Below are 13,163 nucleotides of genomic sequence, written 5' to 3'. Positions count from 1 at the left end.
ATCGCGGCCCATCGATGATGATGCAAAGAGGGAACGGACTTCATGAACGACCAGATTCACTCCGACGGCTCGGACCACGAGCACGGAGCACTTGGCGATGCCGAGTACGCGGAGTTCATGGAGCTCGCCGCGCAGGAGGGGTTCGACCTCGAGGACGTCGAGGGCGCGATCGGTGACGCCGGTCACGGCCCCCTTCCGGTCCTCGCCGTCGTCGGCCGTCCCAACGTCGGCAAGTCGACCCTGGTGAACCGCATCCTCGGCCGCCGCGAGGCCGTCGTGCAGGACAAGCCGGGCGTCACCCGTGACCGCGTGACCTACGAGGCCGAATGGGCCGGCCGCCGCTTCAAGCTCGTCGACACCGGCGGCTGGGAGCAGGACGTGCTGGGTCTGGACGCGGCGGTGGCCGCCCAGGCCGAGTACGCGATCTCGACCGCCGACGCGGTCGTCTTCGTGGTCGACGCGACCGTCGGCGCGACCGACACCGACGAGGCCGTCGTCAGGCTGCTGCGCCGGGCCAAGAAGCCCGTCGTCCTGTGCGCCAACAAGGTCGACGGACAGAGCGGCGAGGCGGACGCCACCGCGCTCTGGTCGCTCGGCCTCGGCCAGCCCCACCCGGTCTCCTCGCTGCACGGCCGCGGTACCGGCGACATGCTCGACGCCGTGCTGGAGGCGCTGCCCGAGGCCCCGGCCCAGACGTTCGGCACCGCCCTCGGCGGCCCGCGCCGCATCGCGCTCATCGGCCGCCCGAACGTCGGCAAGTCCTCGCTCCTGAACAAGGTGGCCAACGAGGACCGCGTCGTCGTCAACGAGCTCGCCGGCACCACCCGCGACCCGGTCGACGAGCTGATCGAGCTCGGCGGCATCACCTGGAAGTTCATCGACACGGCCGGCATCCGCCGGAAGGTCCACCTCCAGGAGGGTGCGGACTACTACGCCTCGCTGCGTACCGCGGCCGCCGTGGAGAAGGCCGAGGTCGCCGTCATCCTGATCGACTCGAGCGAGTCCATCAGCGTGCAGGACCAGCGGATCGTCACGATGGCCGTGGAAGCGGGCCGTGCGATCGTGCTCGCCTTCAACAAGTGGGACACCCTCGACGAGGAGCGCCGCTACTACCTGGAGCGGGAGATCGACACGGAGCTCGCGCAGGTCGCCTGGGCTCCGCGCGTCAACGTCTCGGCCGTCACCGGCCGCCACATGGAGAAGCTGGTCCCGGCGATCGAGACCGCGATCGGGGGCTGGGAGACCCGCGTCCCCACCGGCCGGCTGAACGCCTTCCTGGGCGAGATCGTCGCCTCCCACCCGCACCCCGTGCGCGGCGGCAAGCAGCCCCGCATCCTCTTCGGCACGCAGGCCGGCATCAAGCCGCCGCGGTTCGTGCTCTTCGCCTCCGGCTTCCTGGAGCACGGCTACCGCCGCTTCGTCGAGCGCCGCCTGCGCGAGGAGTTCGGCTTCGAGGGCACGCCGCTGCACATCTCGGTCCGGGTGCGCGAGAAGCGCGGCCGCAAGAAGTAGGCGCACGGCGAAGCCCCGGACCCCCCGCGTCGAGCGGGGGGTCCGGGGCTTCGCCGTGCCCTCAGGCGTCGGTGGATCCGGGGGGCAGAGCTGCGGGCCTGGCGCCCCCGGCATGCCGTCCCACCCGCTGCCAGGAACCGAGGTTCCCGCTGCGCCCGGTCTGGCTCCCCCGGCTGTTCGCCGCCGTACGGCCGCCCAGCGGAGCACGGCTGCTGAGCATCCCGATGCCGAACGTTCTGAAGCCGAGATTCTCCTCACCGCTCCGGTCCCCCGGAAGCGCCCTGAACAACCGCCGGTACTCGGAGTACAGCGCGTCGTAGATCGGGGTGGGGGATCTGCCGCCCGAGGGGTCCTGCGACGGCCGCATGGCCGGGATCGGGCTCTGCTGATGGCGGGAAGGGTCGTATGAGTGCACGTAGGTGCCAACGACCTCACCGCCCGTCGGATGCGGGCCGGGCGGAGAAAACGCTGTTCGGCGGGCGGGAGAGGGCGGGACGGGCACGATCAGGTGCCGGCCAGCGGCATCGACGCGGCGACCAGGAGACCGTTGACCGCGGCCTTGTCCAGGGCGTCGCGGAGCAGGTCCTCGCGCGGCTGCTGGCCGATCGAGCCCGCCGGGGCGGCGAAGACGAGCACGGTGTGCGACTTGTTCGCTGCGGCCCGCCACCCTTCGGTGACCTGGAGCGGCTCATGGGCCTGCCACCACGCGACCGGGCTCCCGCCGCCGACGCCCGGCTGCAGCACGGCGTGCAGCTGGCCCATGGCGAGCAGGACCGACCAGCCGGGGAGCACGCCCGGCAGCCGGTTCAGGTCGGGCGTGGGCAGGAAGCCCTGTTCCAGCAGCAGCTGGAGGAACTGGTCGCCGGCGCGGCCGTCCGTGCCGGGCCGGGCGATGGGCCCGGTCGGTTCGACGACCAGGGCCGGGCGGAGGTCGTCCTCGATCAGGACGAGACCGCTGGTGATGCCGAGCACGGCCTGTTCGGGCATGAGGCCCTCCGGATTCTTCTGCTCGCTGCCGGTGATGGACCGCACGGCGCCCTGGAGCTGGTCCTCCGCGATCCGGACGACCTGCGAGGGGATGCAGGTCGCATGGGCGAAGGCGAGCACGGCGGTCTCGTCGCCCACGAACAGCACCGTGCTCGTGCGTTCCTGGTCGGAGTCGCCGGGGGTGCGGCAGGAGGTGCAGTCGTAGCTGCCTGGGGCGCTGTCGCCGACGAGCAGCCGGTCGGCTTCGGCATCGCCGATCTCGGCGCGTACGTCCTCGCTGACGTCGAGCATGCGCGGCACGGGTGGCTCCTCGAACTCGGTGCGTGGGCCGGGCGGTTCCCGGCTCATGAAGAGACAACGGACAACCCGGGGCCCGGGTCACGCGCGAAACGGGAGGAGAAAGCGGGAGTGTCGCCGGGCCGATACGTCGACAGATCGTGAAAACGATCCGGAGTCGGGAGTTCCGTCAACTGGGCACCCTGGTACGGGCGTTCGTTCGAATTGTCACGGCTCTGTACGACTCCTGTGCGAAGTCTGTGCGTATACCTGACGGCGCGTAGGGTCCGTTGCTGACCAGTCGAACAGGGGAAACGACTACGTAATGCACCTTTCATTTCTGCTCCACAATGCGTACGGCATCGGGGGAACGATACGTACCACCTTCACGCTCGCCGCGACCCTGGCCGAGCAGCACGACGTCGAGATCGTCTCCGTCTTCCGGCACCGCGACGCGCCCGCACTGGGTGCGCCCGACGGTGTGCGGATGAGTCATCTCGTCGACCTGCGCCGGTCGAGTGCCGGCTACGACGGCGACGCGGCCGAACACGCCGTGCCCGCCCGGGTGTTCCCGCGCGGCGACACCAGGCACCGGCAGTACAGCAGGCTCACCGACAGCCGGATCGCCGCCCATCTGGGAGCTCTGGAGGCCGATGTCGTCGTCGGAACACGGCCGGGACTCAACGTGCACATCAGCAGGCAGGCGCGGCGCGGCCCGGTACGCGTCGGCCAGGAGCACCTCACCCTCGACAGTCACAGCTACCGGCTCCGGCGGGAGATAGGGCACCGGTACGGGCTCCTCGACGCGGTCACGACCGTCACCGAGGCCGACGCGCGCGCCTACCGGACCGGACTGCGGCTGCCCGGCGTACGGGTGGAGGTCATCCCGAACAGTGTGCCGGAGCCCGCCGGCGAGCCCGCCGCAGGTGACGCCAAGTGGATCGTGGCCGCGGGCCGGCTGCACCGGGTGAAGCGCTACGACGTACTGGTCCGGGCCTTCGCCCGGGTCGCCGCGGCCCGGCCCGAGTGGCGGCTGCGGATCTACGGCGGCGGTGACGCGACGGGCAACGAGCAGCAGGCACTGCGCGAGCTCGTCGACACGCTCGGACTGCGGGACAGGGTCCACCTCATGGGGTCGGTCCACCCGATGGAGCGGGAATGGCCCAAGGGCTCCATCGCGGCCGTCACCTCCGAGCGGGAGTCGTTCGGTATGACGATCGTGGAGGCGATGCGCTGCGGGGTGCCGGTCGTCGCGACCGACTGCCCGCACGGTCCGGCCGAGATCATCGACGACGGCACGGACGGGCGGCTCGTGCCGCTCGGCGACACCGGCGCCTTCGCCGACGCCCTGCTCGCCCTGATCGACGACGACGAGCTGCGGCGCCGGATGGGGCGGGCCGCCCTGGCCTCGTCGGAACGGTTCGACCCGGCGCCGATCGCGGAGCGGCACGAGTCGCTCTTCTCGGACCTGGCCGCGCGCGGCGGGGGCCGCCGCTCGCGGAGCGCCCTGCGCACCGCGCTGCACCGCTCCCGGGGCACCGTGCTGGACGGGGCGTACGCCCTGCGCTACCGGACCGCCGATGCTCTCCGGGGGAGGAAGTCGGGCTGACGGCGCCCGCCCGGCCGCCCGGTCCGCCGGTCCACGGAAGGGCGTCCGGGGCCTTCGGGTCCTCCGGGTGGTGCGAACCCGGAGGTATCCCGGATCGTTCGATTCCGGATGGTCCGGCCGCCTGCGAGCTCCGGAGGCAAGGGGCCCGGAGGCAAGGGGCCCGGCGCACGCGGCAGGGAGTGTCGCGGGCCACAGATAAGATCTGCATAAAGTGCGTGAATTCCGGGGCGCGCCTGTCCGCATACCTCCCGCCTTTCTCGGAAGGCGCGCACCACCCCATGTCCCGCGCTCGTTGATTTCACTCCGTGCGGACGCCTCGCGGCATTCGGTGAGAAGCCCGCAATTCTTTTTCCGTACACCTGGACCGCCCGTCCGGGTGAAGAGGGGCGGCGTAAACGCGTGTGGGGATGCTGTGACACAAGCGTGACCGCCGGGGTACATGGGGATGCGCCGCCGAGGGCTGTCACCCCGGCTTCCGTCACGGAGCGGGGGCGCCTACGGTGAGGGGTATGGCACCCATACCGAGCCCTCCCGCCCAGCCGGACGACGCCCCGGAGTCGTATGTCGGACTCGATGCCGAGGCCGCCGAGAGGCAGGCCAGAGCGCGTGGCTGGAGCACGGTCCGGTCTCTCCCGCCGGGCACGGTCATCACCATGGAGTTCCGTGGCGGGCGGATCAACTTCGAAGTCGACGCGTCCACCGTGACCCGCTGCTGGGTCGGCTGACACACCCCTGATGGAGCGAAGGCCCCGACGTCGGTCGGGGCCTTCGCCATGCGTCCGAGCGCCCGTGCGCAGCGTCCCCGCAGGTCGTGCGCTCCGTCCCCGCAGGTCAGGGGGCGACCGGGCCGCCCGTCACCGGGTGGGCCGGAGCCGTGCCGCCCCGGGCGGCGCGGTCCGCGTGCGGGGGGCGGCGGGAGCCCGCCGGAGTGAGGGGCGCCCGCTCCGAACGCACCGCGTGCGGGGAGTGCGCCCGTGTCCGGCCGCCCGCGCCCGTGTGGGCGACGCTTCCGGACGTCTCGGGTGCCGGGCAGCTCTTCTCGGCGTCCGTGATGCCGGTGCCGGTGCCGGTGCTGTTGCTGGTGCCGCTCAGCGACTGCGGCAGTACGACGGGGGCGGGGGAGCCCGGACCGCCGGGGGCGGGCCTGCGCAGCCCGAGGCGGACCCGCCAGCGCGCACGCACCGACAGGATCCAGGTCTCCGCGCGCGTGATCAGCGGCTCGAACCAGGGCAGCGCCAACATGATCAGCAGACCGGCCGCCCATCCCAGCAGCACGTCGCTGAGCCAGTGCGTCCCGATGTAGACGGTCGTGAGGCCCACGCCCAGGGACACGAACGCCGAGAGGGCCGACAGATAGCGCCTGGCACGCGGAGTGGTGGCCAGGTAGGCGAGGATTCCCCAGGTCACCACGGCATTGGCGGTGTGACCCGAAGGAAATATATCGCCGCCGGCGAAGAGCTCCGCCGACCCGATCTGGGTGGCGTAGTGCGGGCCGAGGCGCCCCAGGCCGAACTTGACCGCACCGACCGTCACGTTGAGCAGCAGCAGCGAGGTGCCCAGCGTGAGCAGGGGGCGCAGCGTGTGCTGGCGCCAGGAGCGCCAGCCGAGCCAGGACGCGACCATCACGGCCGTGGGGCCGCGCTGGCCGAGCACGACGTAGTAGTCGAGGAAGGCGTGCAGTTCGGGCCACTGCTGATAGGGCCGGAACAGCATGACCTTCCAGTCGAGAGCCACCAGCCAGGACGAGACGAGCACGGCGACGACGATGGCGAGATAGAACGCCAAAGTCCCGCCGAAGAGAGCGATGCGGTGACGACTCATCCGCGGGATCTCTATCTTCGGCGGTTCCGGCTCCCGGTCCAGACGGGCAAAGATGTCGGTACGCACGCAATGGACGTTACAGCGAGTGAGCGTGGGATCCGGCCGATCCCGCGTCTTTGTGATGACGATGTGATGTGGACTTCGTCTCGGACCGGTATCCATTCGACGCGCCGCAGGGAATCGGATCGGGCTTGCCGGGCATTTACCGGGGCGTGAATTCGCAGGAATGTTTGATCGTCGATTAAATGACCTGGTGCGGTGCCGGAACGCATTCGACCGGCGATTGCGGGGGTGCGCCCGGCCGCCCTCCGGGCGCGTGGCCGACGGCCGCCACCGCACCGTTCCCCCGTCGTCGCGGCAGGTCGGCAGGGGCCCCGGCCGAGAGGTCCGCAGTGGCGTACGACACACTCCAGGGCGGGCGACGGTATGAGATGGACCACGTGTGACCACGGGGAACTCGCGTACGCTGACGGCTCACTCGCCCGTCGATGCCGGGCCCGAGGGGGCGGAACAGGCGCCTCCGCAGGTCTGCCGAGCGCGAGGGACTCATTGTGGGAGGTACGCACATGACCGGGACGTCCACGGCCGTAGCCCGACTGCGCGCAGCAGCCGGCGGTGCCAACCGATGGGTCGTCCTGGTCGTCCTCTGCCTCAGTCTCCTGCTGGTCGCGCTCGACGCGACCGTGCTGCACGTCGCCGTCCCCGCCGTCACCGAGGACCTGCGGCCGAGCGCCGTCGGCCTGCTGTGGATCGTGGACGCCTACCCGCTCGTCTGCGCCTCGCTGCTCATCCTCTTCGGCACGCTCGGTGACCGGATCGGAAGACGCCGCGTCCTGCTGTTCGGTTACGCGCTCTTCGGGGTGGCCTCGGCGCTCGCGGCGATGGCCGACACGGCCGCGGTGCTGATCGCCGCCCGGGCCCTGCTCGGCGTCGGCGGCGCGATGATCATGCCGGCCACCCTCTCGATACTCCGCCAGGTCTTCCCGGACCGTCGCGAGCGGGCCATGGCCATCGGGATATGGACCGCGGTGGCCGCCGTGGGGGCCGCCGCCGGACCGGTCATCGGCGGATTCCTCGTCGAGCACTACTGGTGGGGCTCGGTCTTCCTGATCAACATCCCGCTCATGGTCATGATCCTGCCGATCGGACGCTGGCTGCTTCCCGAATCCCGCGGCTCCGACGAAGGCCCCTGGGACGTGCTCGGTGCGCTCATGGCGGCGGCCGGTGTGCTCGGTGTCGTCCTGGGGATCAAGCGCGCGGGCGGCGGGGAGGGCGTGCTGGACCTCGCCACCCTCGGCCCGCTGCTCGCCGGTGCCGCGCTGCTGGTCCTCTTCGCCCGCAGGCAGAAGCGCCGTACGCATCCGCTGATCGACATGACGATGTTCTCCCGGCCCGCCTTCACCACCGCCGTCGGATGCATCGTCCTGGCCATGCTGGCCCTGGTCGGCCTGGAGCTCATCGCCGTCCAGTACCTCCAGCTCGTCCTGGACCTCGGCCCGCTGGAGACCGGCCTGCGCCTGCTGCCGCTCACCTTCGCGGCGATGGCTGCCGGTGCCACGGGCTCGTACACCCTGAGCCGCGTCGGGCCGCGCCGCATGGTGGGCTGGGGCTTCGTGCTCACCGCGGCCTCGGTGCTCCTGCTGACCCTGATGGGGCAGCACGACCGGCCCGTACTGCTCACCGTCGGCTTCGTGCTGCTGGGCTTCGGGCTCCAGTCGACGCTCTTCGGCGCGTACGAGTCGATGCTCAGCGAGGCTCCCGCGGAACGGGCCGGCGGGGCGGCGGCGATCGGTGAGACCTCCTACCAGCTGGGCGCGGGCCTGGGCATCGCCCTGCTCGGCAGCGTCATGAACGCCGCCTACGCGCCGGGGCTGTCCCGGCTCCACGACGAGGGCGTGCCGGCGGCGGCGGGAACGGCCGCGTCGAACTCGCTCGGTGAGGCCTATCAGGTGGCCGGGCAGCTGGGCGGTCCCGCGGGCGACCTCCTGCGGAACACCGCCCGGCACGCCTTCGTCAACGGTCTCCACATCACGCTCATGGTGAGTGCGGGCCTGCTGCTGCTCGGCGCCCTGGCGGCGCTGCGGCTGCCCCGCGCCATGGACTGCGCCTCGGTCAAAGGGGTCTGCGAGGCGGGAGCGGGGGAGACCACCGGTCCCGGACGCGCGGCGCCGGAGCGGGCGGACGCCGGGCCTCGCGCCGACCCCGTGACGCTTCCGCCGCAGAACCGGCCGGAGCGGCGGCTCCCACGGCCCGCGCGGCGTGAACCCGCGGAAGCCACGGGCTCTGGACGAGCGGCACACTGAGCCGTAACGTCAGCGGGACGCCATAACTACCACTGCTAGTTTAAGTCCCGTGCGAGCCGCCGGAGGCACTCCCCATGTCCGTGAAGCCGTCGAAACTCCCACCGTTCGACCCGGCCGATCCTCTCGGCATCGACGATCTCCTCGATCCGGAGGACCTCGCGATCCGCGACACGGTGCGGAGCTGGGCCGCCGACCGGATCCTGCCGCACATCGCCGAGTGGTACGAGAACGGCGAGCTCCCCGGCATCCGCGAGCTGGCCCGCGAGCTGGGCTCCCTCGGCGCACTGGGCATGTCGCTCCAGGGGTACGGCTGCGCGGGCGCGACCGCGGTCCAGTACGGCCTGGCCTGTCTGGAGCTGGAGGCCGCGGACTCCGGCATCCGCTCCCTGGTCTCCGTCCAGGGCTCCCTCGCCATGTACGCGATCCACCGCTTCGGCTCCGAGGAGCAGAAGCGGCGGTGGCTGCCCGGCATGGCGGCCGGCGAGACCATCGGCTGCTTCGGGCTCACCGAACCGGACCACGGCTCGGACCCGGCCGGGATGCGCACGTACGCCGAGCGGGACGGCCGGGACTGGATCCTCACCGGCCGCAAGATGTGGATCACCAACGGATCGGTCGCGGGGGTCGCGGTCGTCTGGGCGCAGACCGACGAGGCCGGCGGCGGCTCGGGGATCCGGGGCTTCGTCGTGCCCACGGACAGTCCCGGCTTCTCGGCGCCCGAGATCCGGCACAAGTGGTCCCTGCGCGCCTCGGTCACCAGCGAGCTGGTCCTGGACGGGGTGCGGCTGCCCGCCGACGCCGTCCTGCCGGACGTCACCGGTCTGCGGGGCCCGCTCAGCTGTCTGAGCCATGCCCGCTACGGCATCGTCTGGGGAGCCATGGGCGCGGCCCGTGCCAGCTTCGAGGCAGCCGTGGACTACGCGAAGAGCCGCGAGCAGTTCGGCCGGCCGATCGGCGGCTTCCAGCTCACCCAGGCCAAGCTCGCGGACATGGCTCTCGAACTGCACAAGGGCATCCTGCTCGCCCACCATCTGGGCCGCCGGATGGATGCGGGCGGGCTCCGCCCGGAGCAGGTCAGTTTCGGGAAGCTCAACAACGTGCGGGAGGCGATCGAGATCTGCCGAACCTCGCGCACGATCCTCGGCGCCAACGGGATCTCGCTGGAATACCCGGTGATGCGCCACGCGACGAATCTGGAGTCGGTGCTCACCTACGAGGGAACCGTGGAGATGCACCAGCTGGTGCTGGGCAAGGCGCTCACCGGTCTGGACGCCTTCCGGTAACCCGGAACCGCCGGAACCGGACCCGTCCGGCGAGCGCCCCGCTCAGCTCTGGTTGAAGAAGCCGTCGGCCGGCCGGCCGGCGGCTTCGCCGGTGACGACCTGGGTGTGGGCGGGGGTCAGCAGGAAGACCCGGGTGGCCACGCGCTCGATCGAGCCGCGCAGGCCGAAGGTCAGTCCCGCGGCGAAGTCCACGACGCGTTTGGCGTCGGTGGCGTCCATCGCCGTCAGATTGACGATGACCGGAACGCCCTCCCGGAAGAGCTCACCGATGCCGCGCGCGTCCCGGAAGCTGTCCGGGGTGACGGTGGCGATCCGGCGGCCCGTGTCCACGGCCTTCTCGGAAGCCACCTGCACACGGGGGTCCGTCACCCACGGCTGGTTCGTGCCGGTCTCGGCTTCCTCGGAGTACTCGTCGTCGTAGTACCGCTCATCGTTGTCCTCCACGAGGCCCAGCCAGGCACTTGCCTTGCGCACCGATCCCATGGACGCCTCCTCTCACCGCGGTTCGTTCGTGTTCCACATCTCTTTCCTGTCCCTATGGTCGTCCATGATGCGGATACCGCGCCAAGGGGATAGTCGGCGCGTAGGGGATTCGTGACGCTACTGGTGCAGAACATGTGGCGGTTCGTCAGGGTTCCTCCCGTATAGGACGGCTTGCGGAAGGAAAATATGAGGCGCCCGTCCGTACGGGTGACATGGGGGACGTACGGGTGAACGGGTCACTCGATACGATGCACGCCGCGCGTGCGCCGGTGCGGCGCATCAGGTGAACGGCTCGGGGGATCGTCGTGTTCGGAATAGTCAGGCCCTGCACCCATCGGCTGACCGAAGGGCTCAAGGCCGAGTGGATGGCCCATCTCTGCGGGCTCTGTCTCGCCCTCCGTGCGGACCACGGACAGTTCGCCCGGATCGTCACGAACTACGACGGCCTGATCGTCTCGGTACTGACGGAGGCTCAGACGGAGCGCACCGCGGCGCAACGGCGCACCGCGGGCCCCTGCCCGCTGCGCTCGATGCGGACCGCGCCGGTCGCCCGGGGCGAGGGCGCCAGGCTCGCCGCCGCCGTCTCCCTCGTGCTGGCCTCGGCCAAGGTGCGCGACCACGTGGCGGACCGGGACGGGCTGTTGAAGCGCCGCCCGGTCGCCGCCGCGGCGCGCAGGGTCGCCGCCGGCTGGGACCGGGCCGGAGCACGGACCGGTGCGGAGCTCGGCTTCGACACGGCGGTCCTGGTCGACGCCGTCGACCGGCAGACCGGCATCGAGTCCCTCGCGGGGCCCGGGACCCCGCTGCTGACGGTCACCGAACCCACCGAGACGGCGACGGCGGCGGCCTTCGCGCACACCGCCGTACTCGCGGGCCGGCCGCAGAACGCCGTCCCGCTCGGCGAGGCCGGGCGGCTCTTCGGGCGGCTCGCCCATCTGCTGGACGCCGTGGAGGACAGGGAAGCTGACGCGGCGTCGGGCGCCTGGAACCCCCTCACGGCGACCGGCACCCCGCTCACCGAGGCCCGCCGGCTCTGCGACGACGCGCTGCACGGGGTGCGCCTCGCGATGCGGGACGCGCAATTCACCGACGGCCGGCTGGCACATGTGCTGCTCGTGCACGAGCTGCGGCGCTCGGTGGACCGGGCCTTCGGCTCGGCCGCGTGCGCGCACCCGGGTGACGGGCAGCCGTCGGGCTCCTTCGGGCCGCCGCCCGGAAACCCGTTCGCACCGGCGCCCGGCGGCCCGTCCGGTCCTCCGCTCCCGCCCGAGCCGCCGCGCAACCGGCGTGGCCTGATAGCGGGCTGCCTGGTCTGGGCCGGTCTCGCCTGCACCTGTCAGCTGTGCTGCGCCGGCAGCTTCAACGACCCGTGGAGCGGCCAGGAGCGCGAAGGGCTCTGCCACAAGGCGGACTGCGACGAGTGGTGCGACGGCTGCTGCCAGGGCTGCGACTGCTGCGGGAACTGCTGCAGCTGCGGCGACGGCTGCGACTGCGGGTGCGACTGCTGATCCGGCGTCAGGCAGCCGCACCCGCGCACCTCACCCCGCGATCTCGGGCGGCGAGATCTGCGACGTCCGGATCGCCGACTCGGTGGTGCCCCACTTCTTCAGGATGCGGTCATAGGTCCCGTCCGTCCTGAGACTGTTGACCGCCGCCTGGAAGGCGGGTGCCAGCGGGGTGCCCTTCTTGAAGGCGAAGCCGACATCGAGCCGCTTGAACTCGTTGAGGAAGCGCAGCCCCTTCTGCTGGGTCACGGCGTAGCGCAGCCCGTTGATCGTCGACATCACGACATCGCTGCGGCCCTGCTGGAGCGAGATCCAGACGGCCGCCTGGTCGGCGTACGTCTTCACGTCGTACGCCTCCTCGCCCGCGTCGGCGCACACGTGCTTGTTCTCCTCCAGCGTCGCCTCGAACGTGGTGCCGGCGCTGGTGCCCACGGTCAGGCCGCAGAGCTGGGTGAGCTCGGTGACGTTCTTCAGCTTGCTGTCGTCGCGGACGGCGAAGCCCTGGCCGTCGTTGATGTACGTCACGAAGTCGATCGTCTTCCGGCGCTCGTCGGTCACCCCGAAGTTGCCGGTGCCCAGGTCGTACTTCCCGCTGCCGAGGGCCGGAAGGATCGCCTCGAACGAGGCGACTTCGCGCTTCAGCTCCAGCCCAAGCACCCTGGCCACCGCGTCCGCGAAGTCGACGTCCGCGCCGGCCAGGGTCTTGCCGTCCTCCAGATAGAAGGCTCCGGGCGGTGTGCCGATGCTGGAGGCGAGGGTGAGGGTGCCGGCGGCGCGCACCTTCTCGGGCAGCAGCTTCGCCGCGGCCGGGTCCTTCTTCACCGACGACACCACGTCGGTCGTCGGGATCTTCCCCTTGCCCTCCGTTCCGGCACCGGCCGGCGCGGCCGCCGGGTCGGCCGATCCGCAGCCGGAGAGCGCGAGAGCGGCGACGGTGATCAGTGCGAAGGCAGCGGTGTGCCGGATTCTGGGCATGACGGAAACACTCCGGGTTCGTCGACGCGCTCCGGTGCGTGGGCAGCACGGAGCCACGGGCGGAAGATCAGCTGAACGAGGGGAGGGCGGAGCGGTGTTGTGTACGTGAAGGCACGCGGGAAAGGTGCTCAAGCGCCGACAGCGGCGCGAGCGGGAAGACGCGGGGGAACAGCGGGTTCAGCTCAACAGGAAGAGGACCACACGCGACCGAAGTCGATGTGGGAGCGGGTGACCAGCCACTGCTGCGCGTACATGGCCTCAGTGGAACAGGCATCCGGGTACACGTCAACCGACCCCGGACACACGGCTCACAGTGTGGACAAGCTTGACAACACGACCCCGACAAGGATTGGCTCGGAAGCGGACCGGCGCTGAGGGGCCCGGTCCATGTTGTGTTCCGCGTTGAAGG

11 protein-coding genes are annotated in these 13,163 nt (G+C 71.2%); 6 read left to right on the top strand and 5 right to left on the bottom strand.

Annotation, left to right across the window (positions count from 1 at the left end):
• The first annotated feature begins 42 nt into the window (after positions 1-42).
• Positions 43-1,512 carry a ribosome biogenesis GTPase Der gene (gene der, locus OG927_RS06680; protein WP_056786143.1) on the top strand — a complete coding sequence of 490 codons (1,470 nt, stop codon included), beginning with the start codon at positions 43-45 and terminating at the stop codon, positions 1,510-1,512.
• A gap of 61 nt (positions 1,513-1,573) precedes the next feature.
• Here the strand turns inward: der and OG927_RS06675 are convergent, their stop codons facing one another.
• Positions 1,574-1,879 (bottom strand): hypothetical protein, encoded by a 306-nt coding sequence (locus OG927_RS06675; protein ID WP_056786148.1) that lies wholly within the window; start codon positions 1,877-1,879, stop codon positions 1,574-1,576.
• A 137-nt stretch (positions 1,880-2,016) separates the two neighbouring features.
• Entirely contained in the window at positions 2,017-2,799 is a 783-nt protein-coding gene (locus OG927_RS06670) for a hypothetical protein (RefSeq protein ID WP_056786153.1), read from the bottom strand.
• A 301-nt stretch (positions 2,800-3,100) separates the two neighbouring features.
• On the opposite strand from OG927_RS06670, the gene OG927_RS06665 reads away from it, so the two are divergent.
• Positions 3,101-4,384 carry a glycosyltransferase family 4 protein gene (locus OG927_RS06665; RefSeq protein WP_209470795.1) on the top strand — a complete coding sequence of 428 codons (1,284 nt, stop codon included), beginning with the start codon at positions 3,101-3,103 and terminating at the stop codon, positions 4,382-4,384.
• Positions 4,385-4,893: 509 nt separating this feature from the next.
• Positions 4,894-5,109 (top strand): I78 family peptidase inhibitor, encoded by a 216-nt coding sequence (locus OG927_RS06660; RefSeq protein WP_056786159.1) that lies wholly within the window; start codon positions 4,894-4,896, stop codon positions 5,107-5,109.
• A gap of 106 nt (positions 5,110-5,215) precedes the next feature.
• Here OG927_RS06660 and OG927_RS06655 read toward each other — a convergent pair whose 3' ends face one another.
• A complete protein-coding gene (locus OG927_RS06655; protein WP_124282828.1) occupies positions 5,216-6,271 on the bottom strand; it encodes a phosphatase PAP2 family protein in 1,056 nt (351 codons plus the stop codon).
• A 500-nt stretch (positions 6,272-6,771) separates the two neighbouring features.
• On the opposite strand from OG927_RS06655, the gene OG927_RS06650 reads away from it, so the two are divergent.
• On the top strand, positions 6,772-8,508 hold the full coding sequence (locus tag OG927_RS06650) for an MFS transporter (RefSeq protein WP_330319840.1): 1,737 nt from the start codon (positions 6,772-6,774) through the stop codon (positions 8,506-8,508).
• Between the two features lie 74 nt (positions 8,509-8,582).
• Positions 8,583-9,791, top strand: a complete 1,209-nt coding sequence (locus OG927_RS06645; protein ID WP_209470797.1) for an acyl-CoA dehydrogenase family protein — start codon at positions 8,583-8,585, stop codon at positions 9,789-9,791.
• Positions 9,792-9,833: 42 nt separating this feature from the next.
• On the opposite strand, the gene OG927_RS06640 is transcribed toward OG927_RS06645, so the two are convergent.
• On the bottom strand, positions 9,834-10,274 hold the full coding sequence (locus OG927_RS06640; protein ID WP_056786172.1) for a cell division protein SepF: 441 nt from the start codon (positions 10,272-10,274) through the stop codon (positions 9,834-9,836).
• 305 nt (positions 10,275-10,579) lie between these two features.
• Between OG927_RS06640 and OG927_RS06635 the strand changes: the two genes are divergently transcribed.
• The gene (locus OG927_RS06635) at positions 10,580-11,782 is read left to right on the top strand and encodes a DUF5685 family protein (protein ID WP_199862744.1); all 1,203 of its coding nucleotides are present in this window, start codon (positions 10,580-10,582) and stop codon (positions 11,780-11,782) included.
• Positions 11,783-11,812: 30 nt separating this feature from the next.
• Here OG927_RS06635 and OG927_RS06630 read toward each other — a convergent pair whose 3' ends face one another.
• Positions 11,813-12,754 carry an ABC transporter substrate-binding protein gene (locus tag OG927_RS06630; RefSeq protein WP_056786179.1) on the bottom strand — a complete coding sequence of 314 codons (942 nt, stop codon included), beginning with the start codon at positions 12,752-12,754 and terminating at the stop codon, positions 11,813-11,815.
• Positions 12,755-13,163 lie beyond the last annotated feature (409 nt).

Origin of the sequence: Streptomyces clavifer, assembly GCF_036345975.1 — a bacterium.
Lineage (GTDB): Bacteria > Actinomycetota > Actinomycetes > Streptomycetales > Streptomycetaceae > Streptomyces > Streptomyces clavifer.
Note: the sequence above shows the minus strand (reverse complement) of the source record. Positions and strands in the feature narration are given on the sequence as shown.